Source organism: Millisia brevis NBRC 105863 (assembly GCF_001552615.1).
Taxonomy (GTDB): Bacteria; Actinomycetota; Actinomycetes; order Mycobacteriales; family Mycobacteriaceae; genus Millisia; species Millisia brevis.
Window position 1 is genome coordinate 177420 of the sequence record NZ_BCRN01000003.1, and the last position, 15885, is coordinate 193304.

The 15885-nt window shown below is 69.1% G+C and carries 11 protein-coding genes; 2 read left to right on the plus strand and 9 right to left on the minus strand.

The window, feature by feature from the left end; translation table 11 throughout:
• Nucleotides 1–10: 10 nt before the first annotated feature.
• The 9 genes from MB1_RS05585 to MB1_RS05625 are packed head-to-tail and all read right to left on the minus strand — an operon-like array spanning nucleotide 11 to nucleotide 12301.
• Nucleotides 11–1576 (minus strand): aldehyde dehydrogenase family protein, encoded by a 1566-nt coding sequence (locus tag MB1_RS05585; RefSeq protein WP_084350966.1) that lies wholly within the window; start codon nucleotides 1574–1576, stop codon nucleotides 11–13.
• A 35-nt stretch (nucleotides 1577–1611) separates the two neighbouring features.
• Nucleotides 1612–4086, minus strand: a complete 2475-nt coding sequence (locus tag MB1_RS05590) for a GcvT family protein (RefSeq protein ID WP_066904637.1) — start codon at nucleotides 4084–4086, stop codon at nucleotides 1612–1614.
• Between the two features lie 53 nt (nucleotides 4087–4139).
• Nucleotides 4140–5027, minus strand: coding sequence for a formyltetrahydrofolate deformylase (gene purU / locus MB1_RS05595; protein ID WP_066904639.1), 888 nt, complete (start codon nucleotides 5025–5027; stop codon nucleotides 4140–4142).
• Nucleotides 5024–5593 carry a sarcosine oxidase subunit gamma gene (locus tag MB1_RS05600; RefSeq protein ID WP_084350968.1) on the minus strand — a complete coding sequence of 190 codons (570 nt, stop codon included), beginning with the start codon at nucleotides 5591–5593 and terminating at the stop codon, nucleotides 5024–5026. Before MB1_RS05600 ends, purU begins: the two co-directional genes overlap by 4 nt.
• Nucleotides 5586–8393 carry a 2Fe-2S iron-sulfur cluster-binding protein gene (locus MB1_RS05605; RefSeq protein ID WP_066904642.1) on the minus strand — a complete coding sequence of 936 codons (2808 nt, stop codon included), beginning with the start codon at nucleotides 8391–8393 and terminating at the stop codon, nucleotides 5586–5588. Before MB1_RS05605 ends, MB1_RS05600 begins: the two co-directional genes overlap by 8 nt.
• Entirely contained in the window at nucleotides 8390–8680 is a 291-nt protein-coding gene (locus MB1_RS05610; protein WP_066904644.1) for a sarcosine oxidase subunit delta, read from the minus strand. The genes MB1_RS05605 and MB1_RS05610 overlap by 4 nt, the downstream gene beginning before the upstream one ends.
• Nucleotides 8681–8691: 11 nt before the next feature.
• Nucleotides 8692–9927, minus strand: a complete 1236-nt coding sequence (locus MB1_RS05615) for a sarcosine oxidase subunit beta family protein (RefSeq protein WP_066904647.1) — start codon at nucleotides 9925–9927, stop codon at nucleotides 8692–8694.
• A 35-nt stretch (nucleotides 9928–9962) separates the two neighbouring features.
• Entirely contained in the window at nucleotides 9963–11069 is a 1107-nt protein-coding gene (locus MB1_RS05620) for an FAD-binding oxidoreductase (protein WP_245650039.1), read from the minus strand.
• Entirely contained in the window at nucleotides 11066–12301 is a 1236-nt protein-coding gene (locus tag MB1_RS05625) for an aromatic ring-hydroxylating oxygenase subunit alpha (protein ID WP_245650040.1), read from the minus strand. Before MB1_RS05625 ends, MB1_RS05620 begins: the two co-directional genes overlap by 4 nt.
• A gap of 421 nt (nucleotides 12302–12722) precedes the next feature.
• On the opposite strand from MB1_RS05625, the gene MB1_RS05630 reads away from it, so the two are divergent.
• Nucleotides 12723–14114, plus strand: a complete 1392-nt coding sequence (locus MB1_RS05630; RefSeq protein WP_066904651.1) for an L-serine ammonia-lyase — start codon at nucleotides 12723–12725, stop codon at nucleotides 14112–14114.
• A gap of 132 nt (nucleotides 14115–14246) precedes the next feature.
• Nucleotides 14247–15878 carry a cation:proton antiporter domain-containing protein gene (locus tag MB1_RS05635; protein ID WP_066904652.1) on the plus strand — a complete coding sequence of 544 codons (1632 nt, stop codon included), beginning with the start codon at nucleotides 14247–14249 and terminating at the stop codon, nucleotides 15876–15878.
• Nucleotides 15879–15885 lie beyond the last annotated feature (7 nt).

A 15885-nucleotide genomic window follows, 5' to 3' on the forward strand; every position in this document is an offset into this window, starting at 1 on the left:
CGTGGCGGTGTCAGGCGGTTGCGTCGTCGTCCCCGGGTACGGGGAACCATCCGGCCGGGGCCGGCGACGTGTTCTTCCAGATATGTTTGGCTTCTTGGTATTCGGCCAGACCGGTGGGGCCGAGCTCGCGGCCGTTGCCGGACTTGCCGAAACCGCCCCATTCGGCGGCGGGCGTGTAGTAGCCGAAGTCGTTGAGCCACACCGTGCCGTGCCGCAGGCCGCGGGTGAGCCGCTCGCCGCGGGCATCGTCCGAGGTCCACACCCCGGCGGCGAGGCCGTATTCGGTGTCGTTGCCGAGCGCGAGCGCTTCGCTCTCGGTGCCGAACCGTTCGACGGTCAGGATCGGGCCGAAGGTCTCGTCGCTGACGATCCGCATGCTGCGGTCGCAGCGATCGAAGATCGTCGGCGCGAACCAGTACCCGCCGGGCGACAGGTCGTCGCGGTCCGGCCGGCCGCCGCCGGTGCGCAGCACCGCGCCCTCGTCGACGCCGAGTTTCACGTACTCGTGCATCTTGGTCAGTTGCGCCTCGGAGACCAGCGGCCCGGTGCGGCTCGACGGATCGAGACCGTCGCCCATCCGGATCGATCCGGCCCGCTCGATCAGCGCGTCGACGACCTCGTCGGCGATCGACTCCTCGACGATCAGCCGGGTACCGGCGGAGCAGACCTGCCCGGAGTGCAGGAAGACACCGGTGAGGACCTGGTCGATCGCGGCGGGCAGATCGGCGTCCGCGAAGACGATATGCGGGTTCTTGCCGCCCAGTTCGAGGGCGACGCGGCTGACGTGCGGGGCCGCTGCTTTCGCGATGCGGGTGCCGGTGGTCAGACCGCCGGTGAAGGAGATCAGGTCGACGTCCGGATTGTCGGTCAGCGCATCGCCGATCGCCGAACCGGCGCCCTGCACCAGGTTGAGCACGCCCGCCGGCACCCCGGCCTCCTCGCACAGATGCACGAAGGCGATCGTGCTGAGCGGGGTGACCTCGCTGGGCTTGGCGACCATCGTGCACCCGGCCGCGAGGGCCGGCGCGATCTTCCACGAGATCTGCAGCAGCGGATAGTTCCACGGGGCGATCAGCACGCAGACACCGATCGGCTCGTGCACGATCCGGCTGACCACCGCCGGGTTGCCCACGTCGACCAGGCGGTCGGCGGAGACCTCGACCAGGCTCGCGTAGTAGCGCAGCACCGATTCGACATCGGCGAGGTCGATCTTGCTCTCCTCGAGGGTCTTTCCGGTGTCGACGGTCTCGATCCGGGCCAGTTCCTCGCGGTCGCGGACCAGCAGGTCGGCGATGCGCCGCAGGATCGCCGCGCGCTCGGCGACCGGCGTCGCCGACCACTCGCCGGCGTCGAAGGCCGCGCGGGCGGCCGCCACCGCGGCGAGGGCGTCGTCGGCGGTCGCCTCGTCCACCGTGGTGAACACCGCGCCGGTGGCCGGGTTGATCAGATCGCGCGTCCCCCCGTCGGAGGAGTGTTGCCACCGCCCGTCGATGTAGAGGTGCGGGCCCGCGGTGAGGCGCTCCGAAAGCTCCACTCCCACAGCAGGTGTACCGGTTTCCGTTGCAATTTCGGTCATTCGTCCAGTCCCGTCGCCGATGGGTCGTTCCGGCGCTAGCGCCGAATCCTGGCCATGTCCGGATCAACGACCGGATCGGCCACGACCACCGCGGTTTCCGGCACGCCCAGATACTGCACGCTGACCGCGGTACCGTCCGCGTACTCGGTCGGCAGCCACGCGTAGGCAAGTGTACGTTCGACCGTCGGCGAGTACCCGGCACTCGTCACGTAGCCGACGACCGCGCCGTCGATCGAGACCGGCTCCTTGCCCAGCAGCACCGCGTCGGGGTTGTCGAGCATGATCGTGCGCAGCGTCTGCTTCGGCGCCGGGGCGTTCTCCAGCGCCGCCCTGCCGATGAAGTCGTCCTTCTTCATCCGCACCGCGAAGCCCAATCCCGCGGCGGCGGGGGTGTGTTCGATCGTCATATCGGTACCCGCCGAACGGTAACCCTTTTCGATGCGCAGGCTGTTGAAGGCGATCCGCCCGGCCGCGATCAGCCCGTACGGCTCACCGGCGGCGAAGAGGGTCTTCCACAGCTTGTAGCCGTACTCGGCGCTCGCGTAGATCTCCCACCCGAGTTCGCCGACGTAGGACACCCGCATCAGGGTGACCGGCACCGACCCGATCGAGGTCTCGATCGCCCGGAAGTACTTCAGCCCGGTATTCGACAGGTCGGCCGGCGTCAGCGGGGCGAGCAGGTCGCGCGCGAGCGGACCCCACAGGCCGATACAGCAGGTGCCGCCGGTGATGTCGCGGACGGTGACCGATCCGTCTTCCGGCAGATGCCGGGTCATCCAGTCCATGTCGAGCGGGCCGTTCGCGCCGACCTGGAAGCGGTCGGGCGCCAGGCGGGCGACGGTCAGGTCGCTGCGCACCCCGCCGGTGGGTTCGAGCATCAGGGTGTAGATGACCGAGCCGACCGACTTGTCGACGTTGTTGGTGGTCAGGTGCTGCAGGAAGGCGACGGCGCCGGGACCCGAGACCTCGTAGCGGGTCAGCGGGGTCATGTCGTAGGCGGCGACGGCCGCGCGCGTCCAGGCGGCCTCGGCCACCGCGATCGGCGACCAATGCCGCGCACCCCAGCCCTCGCGTTCGGGGATGCGCAGGCCCTCGTCGACCAACCGCTCGAGCAGGCCGGCGTTCGCCTCGAACCACGCGGGCCGCTCCCACATGCCGGCTTCGAAGAAGTAGGCGCCGAGGTCGATGTGCTCGCGGTGGAAGGGGCTGGTGCGCACCTCGCGCGGCTCACCGCGCTGATCGTGCGGGTGGATGACGTCGTAGACCTCGGCGAACTGCTGCGAGGCGGTCGGCAGGATGACGTCGTCGATCAGGGCGGCGTCCTCGAACCGGTACAGATCGCATTCGTGCACATCGTGTTCGGGGGTGCCGTCGACCAGCCACTGCGCCAGCGCGCGGGCGACGCCCGCGGAATGGGTGACCCACACCGCCTCGGCGACCCAGAAACCGGCCAGGTCGCGGTGCTCACCCATGATCGAGTGACCGTCGACGGTGAACGAGAAGATGCCGTTGAACGCCGAGTCGATCTTGTTGTCCGCCAACGTCGGTAGCAGCGCGACGCTCTCGCGCCAGGCAGGCGCGAAGTCGTCCTCGGTGAACAGCAGCTTCGAGGGCATCTCCTCGGCGCTGATGCGGCTGGTGTCCCCGGCGGGCAGGGTCGACAGGTCGGTCACCGGCATCGGGCGGTGGTCGTAGTAGCCGATGCCGAGGCGGTCGCCGTGCTCGCGGTAGTACAGGTCGCCGTCCTGGTGCCGCAGGATCGGCAGCCCGGCCTCGGCGAGTGGGGTATTGCGTCCGACCAGCGGCGCCACCTGATCGGTGATCGCGTACTGGTGGGCCATCGGCACCAACGGGATCGTCAGGCCGACGCGGCGGCCGAACTCGGCGCCCCAGAAGCCGGCGCAGCAGACGACCACGTCGGCGTCGACGATCCCCTCGGCGGTGCGCACCCCGGTGACCCGGCCGCTCGCCTGGATCACCTCGACCACTTCCTGGTGGCCGCGGAATTCGACGCCGCGCTCCATCGCCCGACGCGCCTGCGCCTCGACCGCACGCATCGCCTTGGCCAGGCCGTCCTTCGGGGTGAACAGGCCGCCGCGGATCCGGTCGCGGTCGAGCAGCGGGTAGAGCTCGAGCACCTCGTCGGGTGACAGCAGGCTGAACTCGACGTCGCGCGACGCCGCCCACCCGGCCTTGCGGTGCAGGTCGGTCCACCGCTCGTCGGTGGTGGCGACCTCGAGGCCGCCGACGGAGTTGAAGCACCAGCCGTCGGGGTGTTCGAGCGAGCGGTACTTGTCGATCGTATAGCCGGCAAAGGCGGTCATCGTCTTCGACGGGTTGGTCTGGAAAACCAATCCCGGTGCGTGCGAGCTCGATCCGCCGGTGAGGAAGAGCGGGCCGCGATCGAGCACGGTGATATTGGTCCACCCGCGTTCGCTCAGTTCGTCCGCCAGCGCGGAGCCGACGATGCCGGCTCCGATGATGACGACCTTCGGGTCCGATGTGGTCACGTCGTGATGTCCTTCCGGGGACGTTCGAGCGATGGGGGGGTTGGGAGTGGGGCCTACCCGAAGACGACGGTGCTGCTGCCGTTCAACAGGACTCGGTGTTGGCAATGCCAGCGCACCGCGCGGGAGAGGGCCAGGGCCTCGGCGTCGCTGCCGGTGGTCGCCAGTCGGCGCGGGTCGTGGGTGTGGTCGATGCGGATGACCTCCTGCTCGATGATCGGCCCCTCATCGAGGTCGGGGGTCACGTAGTGGGCGGTGGCTCCGACGTACTTGACGCCGCGTTCGAACGCCTGGTGGTACGGCTTGGCGCCCTTGAAACCCGGCAGGAACGAGTGGTGAATGTTGATCGCCCGGCCGCGCAACTTCGCGCAGGTGCCGTCGGAGAGCACCTGCATATAGCGGGCCAACACCACCAGATCGGCGTTGTAGTCGTCGATCAGCTCGAGCAGGGCCTGCTCGGCCTGCGCCTTGGTGTCCGAAGTGACGGGGATCCGGTGGTACGGCAGGCCGACCGCCTCGGCCATCGGCCGCAGGTCCTCGTGGTTGGACACCACCGCGACCAGTTCACCGCCGAGAGTGCCGGAGCGCCACCGGAAGATCAGGTCGTTGAGGCAGTGCCCGAGCTTCGAGACCATGACCACCACGCGGGTGGGCCGATCGTCGCTGAGGGTGTGGTGCCCGTCGAGATCGGCGACCAGACGGTCGAAGGCCTCCTCGATCTCGGCGATGTCGATATCGCCGGTCGCGAAAAACTCGGTGCGCAGGAAGAACATCCCGCCGTGCACGTCGTCGAACTGGCGCTGATCGACCACCGTGCACCGGTAGTCGTGCAGCAGCGATCCGATCGCGTGCATGATGCCGCCGCGCGACGGGCACTGCAGCGTCAGCACGTACCGGCGCGCGGTCTGCGCGTCGGGACGGACGATCTCCTCGAGGACGGTCATCCCCGGGCCCCTTCCGGTTCGAGGTACTCGACTGCCGCGTCGGCGAGCCAGTCGGCGAGGTAGCGGGCGAAGGAGGCGCGCACCAACACCCGGAAGGTGTCGGGGTCGGCTGTGCGGTACAGGATCACGTTCGCTCGGGCCAGGTCGGTCTGCACGACGCGGTCCGACCCGAAGACGTCCGGGTGCAGGTCGATCGACGATCCCATCATCAGCACGGTCCGGGCGGCCGGACCGGAGATCTCGAGGATCGTCCGCTGCCCGGAGGTATCGACGACCGCACCGGCGTCACCGATCGCGGCGACGAGCTCGGCTTCGGCGATCCACGGCGCGATGTCCTCCCGCACGACCAACCATTCCTGCGGTCCGAGCCAGGCGACCAGGGTGTCGCCGTCGCGGCGGACCTCGCCGACGCCCGGTACGGGCAGGCCGGCGATGTCGTCGAAGGCCTGCACGGTCAGTTGGGCGGCGAAGGGGACCTCGACGATCGAGATCCGCTCCGACCGCACGATCGGGGCGCGGCCATCGAGCGGGCTGCGCCGCTGCGCGGTAGGGGTGCTGCTAGCCATCGCGACGTTCTCCTTCCGGATCGACAAAGACCGTTCCGGTGACTTCCACTTCGAGCAATCGACCGCCGATCGGCACGTCGAGACGTTCGCCGATGCGCTCGCGCCCGCCGGAGATCAGCGCCAGGGCGAACGGATGGCCCAGTTCGGCGCTGCGGTAGCTCGAGGTGACGTGTCCGAGCATCGGCACCGGCGGCGGGGGCAGGACGCGGTCCGGGCGGTGATCGATCACCTGCGACCCCTCCGGCAGCACGGTGCTGCGGTCGACCGGCACCAGTCCGACCAATTGCTTGCGGTCGGGTGCGGTGGCCAACGGCCGCTGCAACGAGCGTTTGCCGACGAAGTCGGGCTTCTTCTTCGACACCACCCACGCCATCCCGAGGTCCTGCGGGGTGACGGTGCCGTCGGTGTCCTGCCCGATGATCGGGTAGCCCTTCTCGGCGCGCAGCACGTGCATCGTCTCGGTGCCGTACGGGGTGATCCCGTACGGCTCGCCGGCGGCGATGATCGCCTCCCAGACGGCGCGGCCGTAGGTCGCCGGGACGTTGACCTCGTAGGCCAGTTCGCCGGAGAAGGAGATCCGCGCGATCCGGGCCGGCACGCCCAGGATCGAGGTGTTCTGCCAGGTCATGAACCCGAAGGCGTCGTTGGAGACGTCGAGGTCGTCGGCGATCGCGCCGATCACCTCGCGCGAGCGCGGCCCGACGACCGGGAAGGTGCACCAGTGCTCGGTCTGCGAGGTCAACCGCACCCGAAGCTCGGGCCATTCGGTCTGGAGCCACTCCTCCATCCACTCGAGGATCGCCGCGGCGCCGCCGGTGGTGGTGAAGACCAGGTAGCGGTCGGGCGCCAGGCGCATGACGGTGCCGTCGTCGATCACCATGCCGTCGGCGCCGCACATGACGCCGTAGCGCACCTTGCCGACGCCGAGGCTGCTCATCATGTTGGTGTAGAGCCGGTCGAGCAGGATCGGCGCGTCCGGCCCGGCGACGTCGATCTTGCCGAGCGTCGACCCGTCGAGGATGCCGACACCGCTGCGGACGGCGGCACATTCGCGCAGCACCGCGGCGTTCATGTCCTCGCCGCTGCGCGGGTAGTAGCGCGGCCGCTTCCACTGGCCGACGTCCTCGAAGACCGCGCCGCGCGCGACATGCCAGTCGTGCACGGCGGTGATCCGCACCGGGTCGAAGAGGTCGCCGCGGTAGCTGCCGGCGAGGGTCGCGAACGACACCGGGGTATACGGCGGGCGGAAGGTGGTCACCCCGACCGCGCCGATCGGCGAACCGAGCAACTCGGCGACGATCCCGGCGGTGACCACACCGGAGGTCTTGCCCTGGTCGTGCGCGGTCCCGATCGTGGTGTAGCGCTTGACGTGTTCCACCGAGCGCATGCCGGCGCCGATCGCCCGCACGATGTCGGCGACCGTCGCATCGCGTTGCAGATCGACGAACGACAGCGCCTCGTCGGCCGGGTCGGTCGAGGCGCGCCACAGCGATGTGGGCGCGGCGGCGGGGCGGTCGGTGACTGTCGGCAGGGCGGGTCCGTCGACCGGGTCGATCCCCAGCTCGGTCAGCAGATCGGCTGCGGCGGCGGCGCCGTCAGTGATACCGGGACCGACGCCGGGGTGTCCGGCGGCCGCGCCGACCACCCGGGTGGCGGCCGGGAGCGTGTCGGGGACGAAGGCGTGCAGGTCGTCGTCCCAGCGCAGGGTCGCGCGCAGCTGGCTCGCCAGGTGCACCGCGGGGTTCCAGCCGCCGGAGACCAGCACGTGGTCGCAGGAGATCTCGTCGCCGGTGTCGAGGGTGACCGCCTCGACTCGATCGGTGCCGGCGGCGCGCAGTACCCGGGCGTTCGGGTACAGCGGGATCGACCGGTCCGCCGCGGCGGCGGCCAGATCCGCGGACACCTCCGGGCGCGGATCGACGAGGGCGGCGATCGTGACGCCCGCGTCGGCCAGGGCGAAGGCGGCGGCGTAGGCGCTGTCGTCGCCGGCGAAGACCACCCCGCGCGCACCGGGCAGGACCCCGTAACGCTCCAGGTACTCCCCGGCCGCGCCGGCGAGCAGGATGCCGGGCAGGTCGTTGTTCGCGAAGACGATCGGGCGCTCGTGCGCGCCGGTCGCGAGGATCAGGCCGCGGGCCCGGATGCGGTGGACGCGTTGCCGGGAGATCTGCTGGGGTGCCGCGGTTCCGAGGTGATCGGTGCGGTTTTCCACCGCGAGGACCAGGCCGTCGTCGTAGGCGCCGAAGGCGACGGTGCGCTGCAGGCGCAGGGCATTGGGCTGCGCGTCGAACTGCGCGACCAAATCCGTCACGACCGCCGAGTCGACCTGCGCGCCGCCCGGTTGGGGGCGGTCGTCGACCAGGATGACGCGCACCCCGGTGCGGGCGGCGGTCACCGCGGCGGCCAGGCCGGCGGGCCCGGCTCCGACCACCAGGATCTCGGCGTGGTGGTGGAGCGCGTCGTAGCGGGCGCGGTCGGGTTCGTCGCTCAGCCGTCCCCAGCCCGGCACGCCGTGTGCGACGAGGCCGGGGCACAGCTCGATCGTGGTGGCGGGGACCATCGGCTCGATGAACGGGGCGTCGATGCCGACCTGTGCGGTGGCGTCCTCCGCCCCGGAGCCGGTGATGCCGCGCGGGCGACCGAGGTTGACACTGGTGGTAATGCGGTGAATCCCGTTGGCCAGCAAGGCCGACGCCAGGGTGTCCCCGCGGTAGCCGGTATAGGTCTGCCCGTCGAAGACGAACTCGATCGGCGCCGTGCGGTCGACGGTGCCGCCGCTGGGCGTCCGCAGCTCGGTCATCGGGCGCCTTCCTTGGCATCGGAGGTGTCGGACGTGTCGGAGGAAACCGGGGTGAAGGCGTAGGTCACCGTGTCGCGCTCGGCGGTGAACCAGCGGCGGCAACCGGACGAGTGGTACCAGCGTTCGGTGAAGCGGCCCATCGGATTCGGGCGGAAGAACAAGTAATGCGCCCAGTCGACGTCGTCGAGTGCGGCCGGGTTCTCGGGATAGGCGATACCGGCCGCTCCCCCGTAGTGGAATTCGGTCTCTTCGCGCGGCCCGCAGTTCGGGCAGCCGATCAGTTGCATGGCCGATCCTTCTAGTGGGCGACGGCGGCGGCGCCGTGCTCGTCGATCAGGGCGCCGGAGATGAAGCGGTCCAGCGTGAACGGGGCGTTGACCTCGTGCGGCTCGCCGGTGGCGACCATATGCGCCATGCACCAGCCGACACCGGGGGTCGCCTTGAATCCGCCGGTCCCCCACCCGCAGTTGAGGTACAGGTTCTCGAACGGGGTCGCACCGACGATCGGCGACGCGTCCGGGGTGACGTCGACGATGCCGGCCCAGGTGCGCAGCAGCCGGGCCCGCCCGAAGATCGGGAACAGCTCCACCGCCGCGGCCATCTGCCGTTCGATGATGTGGAAGGCGCCGCGCCGGCCGTAGCCGTTGTAGGAATCGACGCCGGCGCCCATCACCAGTTCACCCTTGTGCGCCTGCGAGACGTAGACGTGTACCGCGTTGGACATCACCACGGTCGGATGGACCGGCTCGAGCAGTTCGGAGACCAACGCCTGCAGCGGGTGGCTCTGCAGCGGCGCGGGGATCCCCAGCTGGTCGAGCAGGGTCGAGGTATGCCCGGCCGCGCACAACGCGACCGTGCCGCAGCCGATCTCACCGCGGGTGGTGGTCACGCCGGTCACCCGATCACCGTCGGTCCGGAATCCGGTGACCTCGCAGTTCTGGATGATGTCGACCCCGGCCGCGCTCGCCTTGCGGGCGAAGCCCCAGGCGACGTAGTCGTGCTTGGCGATACCGCCGCGCGGCTGGAAGGTCGCGCCGAGCACCGGGTAGCGGATGTCCGCGGAGGTGTTGACGATCGGGCAGACGGTGCCGACCTCCTTCGGGTCGAGCCACTCGGCGTCGATCCCGTTGAGCCGGTTGGCCTCGATGCGCCGGACGCTGTCGCGCACGTCCTGCTCGGTATGCGCCAGGTTCATCACCCCGCGCTGGCTGAACAGGATCGGATAGCCGAGGTCCTCCTCGAGCCCCTCCCAGAGCTTCAGGGCGTGCTCGTAGATGCCGGCGCTCTCGTCCCACAGATAGTTCGAGCGGATCAGCGTGGTGTTGCGCGCCATATTCCCGCCGGCGAGCCAACCGCGTTCGAGTACGGCGACATTGGTGATCCCGTGGTTGCGCACCAGGTAGTGGGCGGTCGCCAGACCGTGCCCGCCGCCACCGACGATCACCACGTCGTAGTGGCGCTTGGGTTCCGGGTTGTCCCACAGGAAATCCGGGTGCTCGGGGAGATCCGCGCCGGGCGGCGTCGTACCGGCCATCTACCTGTCCTTCACGAGTTGGGCGAACATGGCTGTCAGTTGTCGAGGACGACCGACGAGGTGGGCACCGAGCAGCAGAGCAATACCTTGCCCTGCTTGACCTCCCGCGGACGGATGCCGCCGTTGTGGTTCATCTCGACATCGCCCGAGATCTTGGTGACCTTGCAGGTGCCGCACATGCCCTGGCCGCACGACGAGGGCAGCATGATGCCCGCGGCCGCGGCGGCGTCGAGGATCGGGGTGTCCGGCGGGCACAGGATGCTGCGGCCGCGGCGGGAGAACTCGATGGTGAATCCCTCGGTCGCCGGCTCGGCCATCGCCACCGGCGGCGGGACCGCCAGGACGTAGCTCTCCTCGTGGATGCGTTCCGGTGAGATCCCCTGGGCGATCAGCACTTCGCGAATATCGCGACGGAAGGAATCCGGACCGCAGAGGTAGATCTCCCGGTCCGCGTGGTCCGGGCAGATCGCCAGCAGCAGGTCGCCGGTCAGCCGGCCGCGGTGACCGTCCCAGGCGTCGAGCGAATCGCGGGTGCAGGTATGCCCGACCAGGATCGTGTTGTCGATCTCCTCGGCGGCCAGATGGTCGAGTTCCGCCCGGAAGGCGATATCCGACGGGGTGCGGGCGCTGTGCACGAAGGCGATATCGCAGCCGGTGGTCAGATCAGCCGCCGTGCGCACCATCGACAGCATCGGGGTGATCCCGCTGCCGGCGGAGACCAACAGGTACCGGCCGCCGGGCTCCGGCAGGCAGGTGAACTGGCCGAGCGGGCCCGCGGCGTGCACGGTGCCGCCGGGCTGCAGATTGTCGTGCAGCCAGGTCGACACCGCGCCGGTCGCGATGCGCTTGACGGTGATCGAGACCGTGTACGGGCGGGTCGGCGGCGAGGAGATGCTGTAGCACCGCTCGACGCGCTCACCGTCGATGTCGACGCCGATCGTCATGTACTGGCCGGGCAGGAACTCGAACCGACGAGGCTCCGGGGCGGCGAAGGTGAACGTGACGATGTCGTGTGTGGTGTCGCGGCGGGCGACACAGACCAGGGTGGAGTCGACCGAGTCGTCCCAGGCGGGGACGTCGACCAGGCTCATCGGCCGCCGTACCGGGGCGGCCGGCGGCGCGGGGATCGGCGCCGCGGTCATCCGGCTTCCTGCACGACCGACAGGTGATCGTCGGGGATGCCGCGGTGGAAGCGCAGGCGCCCGATGTACCAGTTGATGAACGCCTCGACCTGGAACTCGGACGGCGCATAGGGGCCCGGCACGTAGGCGGGGCTCGAGATGCCCTCCTGCGCGAGTCCGACGAAGTTGGCGTCCTGCTGGTTGGTGATCTCCCAGACGTTGGTCATCCGGTCGAGGTCGTAATCGACCCCTTCCTCGGCGTCCTCGTGGACCAGCCAGGTGGTGCGCACCCGGCACGTGTCGGGGCCGATCGGCAGCACCGAGAAGGTGATCGCGTGGTCGGAGGTGATGTGCAGCCACAGATTGGGCTGGGCGTGCATCGACAGTCGACCCAACCGGGTGACCGGCATATCGGTCAGCAGCTTGGTCGAGGCGACCGTGCCGTCGAGGGTGAACGATTCGCCGGCCAGGTCCATCGGCTCGCGCTCGATGTGGAATCCCGTGGGGCGGGTGTCGAGTTCGGCGACGCGCTCGTGCGGCAGGCCGTAGTGGTCCCAGACCGCCTTGTGCTCGACCATCGCGGCGTTGAAGCGGTCGAAGATCGGGCGCAGCCGCGTCGGGATCGCCTCGCTGTCGCTGTAGCCCCACGTCGGGAAGAAGGTGTTCAACAGTTCGGGATGCCCGACGCTGCAGTGGTAACACTCCCGGTTGTTCTCCATGGTCAGCTTCCAGTTGCCATGCTCGACCAGGTCAACCTGCTTGGCCACCTTCGCCTTTCGCAGATCGTGCGGCTCCAGGTAGGGAGCGACGATCGCGGCGACGTCGTCGATGTCGGCGGGCGGCTCGTCGGCGAGACAGATGAAGATCAGGCCGGCGATGCTGCGCACGTTCACGCTGCGCAGCGAGAAGCAGCTCTTGTCGAAGGTCGGCGACTGCCCCTCGGCGTACAGCAATTTGCCGTCCATACCGTAGGTCCACTGGTGGTAGCTGCAGACGATGTTGCCGACGCTGCCGCTCTCCTCGGCCAGAATGCGCGCGCCGCGATGCCGGCAGACGTTGTGGTACGCCTGCACCTGCTCGTCGTCGTCGCGGGCGATGATCACCGAATACCGGCCCAGGGTGACGGTGACGAAGTCGCCCGGCTCGGCGATCTCGGGCTCGGTCGCCACGAAGATCCACTGCTTGGAAAAGATCTCGGCGATATCGAGATCGAAGACTTCCGGACTGGTGTAGAACGGCGCCGCCAAGCTCATACCGCGGGGGCGGCTCCGAATCAGATCATCGAGCCACGATTCGAGCTGTGGGTCGGCAGTTCCATCGACAGGTGTGTTCACGGTCGGATCTCCGAGGCGCCGGGGGCGGATGATTTGTTGCGTAATGCGCATCGATGCGCGTCTACCGCAACAATGGTGCGGCGTCCGCCGAACGCTGTCAAGCCGGGGAAATGTCGGTCTTCGTGCACAGACACGAGGGATCGGGGTGTGTATCGTCGGTGACAGCCCACCCGGTCGCCGCCGCGGACGACCGGTTGTCCGCCCGCGACTCGGTCCGGCGGAAGGACCGCCTCGCTCGGCACACGCATGCCTCTCGCGCTTCGCATACATACGCTGACGCCACCGCCGGCCGTCATCCACATCCCCCGGCACGCCACCGGCCCGCCGCACGGAGAACCCCATGCCCATCAGTGTTTTCGACCTGTTCTCGGTAGGCATCGGCCCGTCGAGTTCCCATACCGTCGGACCGATGCGCGCGGCCGCCGACGTCGCCGACCGGCTGACCTCCGCCGATCTGCTCGGGGCGGTCGATACCGTCGACATCCATCTCTACGGGTCCCTGGCGGCCACCGGCGACGGCCACGGCACCCTGTCCGCGATCCTGCTGGGGCTCGAGGGGTTTCACCCGGAATCGATCGACACCGAGACCAAGGACACCCGGATCGCGCGCATGCGCGCGACCGGCACGGTCGACATAGCGGGCAAGATCGCCATCGGGCTCCGGGAATCCGACCTGGTGTTGCATCCGGAGACCTTCCTCGACCGCCACGCCAACGGGATGACGATCACCGTGCGCGCTGCCGACGGCGACGTGCTGTTCGACCGCACCTACTTCTCGGTGGGCGGCGGCTTCGTCGTCACCGAGGAGGGCGAGCCGGTCGGTGCCGGCGCCGGGCCGTCGGCGCCTCCCGCGTACCCCTATCGCAGCGGCTCCGAGCTGCTCGAGATGTGCACCCGGGAGAACCTCTCGATCTCCGACCTGGCGCTGTGCAACGAAGCCGGCCACGGCAGCGCGGACGACATACGTGCGCGCATCCTGCACCTGCGCGATGTGATGGCCGCCTGCGCGCAGTCCGGCATCGGCCGCGACGGCGTCCTGCCCGGCTCCCTCGGTGTGCGTCGGCGGGCCAAGAACTGGTTCGAACGGCTCGACGCCGAGGACCCCGACCGCTCGGCCGAGTTCGCCGAGGACTGGGTCAACCTGATCGCCCTGGCGGTCAATGAGGAGAACGCCTCCGGGGGGCGGGTCGTCACCGCGCCCACCAACGGCGCGGCCGGGATCATCCCCGCCGTCCTGCACTACGCCGCCTCCTATACCCGTCCCGGCCGCGCCGATCCGGACGGGACGGCCGTGCGATTCCTGTTGACCGCCGCCGCGATCGGCTCGCTGTTCAAGGAGCGCGCCTCGATCTCCGGCGCCGAGGTCGGCTGCCAGGGCGAGGTCGGCTCGGCGGCGGCGATGGCGGCCGCCGGACTGGCCGAGGTCCTCGGCGGCAGCCCGGCCCAGGTGGAGAACGCCGCCGAAATCGCCATGGAGCACAGCCTCGGACTGACCTGCGATCCGATCGGCGGACTGGTGCAGATCCCCTGCATCGAGCGCAACGCGATCTCCGCCGGCAAGGCGATCAACGCCGCCCGCATGGCGATGCGCGGCGACGGTACCCACCGCGTCAGCCTCGACCAGGTGATCGACACGATGCGCGAAACCGGCCGCGATATGCACACCAAATACAAGGAGACCGCAACCGGCGGACTGGCGCTGCACGTGCCGCTCAATATCGTCGAGTGCTGAATCACAGCGGCATTTCATCCGCTATTTCTTATTTGTCCGAATTCTGACATACCTTCCGCCGCTGCGAACATGCGCCGAGCACGTCGATCAAGGACAATTCCGGCAACTCCACCCGCCCGAAGGGGGTCGCCCATGTCGACGGTCGTGATCTATCTGGTCGTCACGTTCGGACTCGGCGGTTTGGCGATGGCCCTGCGCCTGCCGCCGTTGGTCGGATTCCTCGCCGCCGGATTTGTCATCAACGCGCTCAACGTCGAGGACATCCCGCTTCTCGAAACGATGGCCGATCTCGGCGTGACCCTGTTGCTCTTCGCGATCGGCCTCAAGCTCGATGTGCGGATCCTGCTCCGGCGGGAGGTCTGGCTGACCACGACGGTGCACATGGTGATCAGCATCGTGGCGGTCAGTGTCGTGCTGTGGCTGGCGGCGGTCGCCGGAATCGCGATGCTGGCGGGCCAAAGTATGCAGACGATCGCCCTGCTGGCGTTCGCGCTGTCGTTCTCCAGCACCGTATTTGTGGTCAAGGTGCTCGAGGAACGCGGCGAGACACATGCCCTCTACGGCCGGATCGCGATCGGCATCCTGGTGATGCAGGACATCGTCGCGGTGGTGTTCCTGACCGCGACCAGTGGACACCTGCCGAGTATCTGGGCGTTGACCCTGGTCGGCCTCTGGCCGTTGACGCGGGTGCTGAGACGCATCTGGGCGCGGCTCGGGCACGGCGAGATGCAGTCGCTGTTCGGCATCGTCATGGCGTTGGTGCCCGGCTACGCGCTGTTCTCCGCGGTGGGTCTCAAGGGTGACCTCGGCGCGCTGATCATGGGCGTGCTGCTCGCCTCGCATCCCGCGTCGTCCGAGTTGGCGCGCTCGCTCTTCCACATCAAGGAATTGCTGCTGGTCGGCTTCTTCGTATCGATCGGCCTGACCGGGCTGCCCGACCTGCCCACGATCGGCGTCGCACTGCTGATGGTGGTCCTGCTGCCGTTCAAGGGTGCGCTGTATATGGTGCTGCTCGCGGCGATGAAGCTGCGCTATCGCACCTCGATCCTCGCCGGCCTGAGTTTGATGAACTACTCCGAATTCGGGTTGATCGTGGTCTCGGTCGGCGTCTCGGCCGGCATCCTCGCCCCCGCCTGGCTGGTGGAGATCTCGATCGCGGTCGCCTTGAGCTTCGTGGTGTCCGCGTTGGTCAACGGCCGCGGCCACATGATGGTCGAGAAGATTGCCGCGCGACTGCCCAAGCGGGACGAGCTGAGCCTGCACCCGGAGGAACGCCCCGGCGACGCCGGCGACGCCGAGGTGGTGGTGATCGGCATGGGCCGCGTGGGTCTGGCCGCCTACCAACGGTTGACCGACCATTACGGGCTGCGCGTCGTGGGCGTCGACTACGACGGGCCGCGCATTCACCGCCTCGAGGAGGCGGGGCTGCACGTCATCGAAGGCGACGCGACCGACCTCGACTTCTGGAATCGGATGCGCCGCTCGGATTCGGTGCGCATCGCCGTGCTGGCGATGCCGCGCCACGGCGCGAATGTCACCGCCCTGGAATGCCTGCGCGAGTCCGGGTTCGGGGGCAAGACCGCGGCGGTGGCCCGCTACGAGGACGAGGTCCAGTGGGCGAAGGACCACGGTGTCGACACCGCCTTCAACGTCTACGCCGGCGCCGGCCTCGAACTGGCGGACCAGGTCGCCGGTGACGTCGAGGCGCCCCGCCCGAAGCCGGCACCCGTCGAAACCGCAGGCATCGAGCCGGCGGAAGGCTGAGGAGACC

What these genes read in the sequence shown, in the direction of transcription:
- MB1_RS05585 (WP_084350966.1), bottom strand. Translation starts at nt 1,576, where the DNA reads ATGACCGAAATTGCAACGGAAACCGGTACACCTGCTGTGGGAGTGGAG.
- purU (WP_066904639.1), bottom strand. Translation starts at nt 5,027, where the DNA reads ATGACCGTCCTCGAGGAGATCGTCCGTCCCGACGCGCAGACCGCGCGC.
- MB1_RS05600 (WP_084350968.1), bottom strand. Translation starts at nt 5,593, where the DNA reads ATGGCTAGCAGCACCCCTACCGCGCAGCGGCGCAGCCCGCTCGATGGC.
- MB1_RS05605 (WP_066904642.1), bottom strand. Translation starts at nt 8,393, where the DNA reads ATGACCGAGCTGCGGACGCCCAGCGGCGGCACCGTCGACCGCACGGCG.
- MB1_RS05610 (WP_066904644.1), bottom strand. Translation starts at nt 8,680, where the DNA reads ATGCAACTGATCGGCTGCCCGAACTGCGGGCCGCGCGAAGAGACCGAA.
- MB1_RS05615 (WP_066904647.1), bottom strand. Translation starts at nt 9,927, where the DNA reads ATGGCCGGTACGACGCCGCCCGGCGCGGATCTCCCCGAGCACCCGGAT.
- MB1_RS05620 (WP_245650039.1), bottom strand. Translation starts at nt 11,069, where the DNA reads ATGACCGCGGCGCCGATCCCCGCGCCGCCGGCCGCCCCGGTACGGCGG.
- MB1_RS05625 (WP_245650040.1), bottom strand. Translation starts at nt 12,301, where the DNA reads ATGAGCTTGGCGGCGCCGTTCTACACCAGTCCGGAAGTCTTCGATCTC.
- MB1_RS05630 (WP_066904651.1), top strand. Translation starts at nt 12,723, where the DNA reads ATGCCCATCAGTGTTTTCGACCTGTTCTCGGTAGGCATCGGCCCGTCG.
- MB1_RS05635 (WP_066904652.1), top strand. Translation starts at nt 14,247, where the DNA reads ATGTCGACGGTCGTGATCTATCTGGTCGTCACGTTCGGACTCGGCGGT.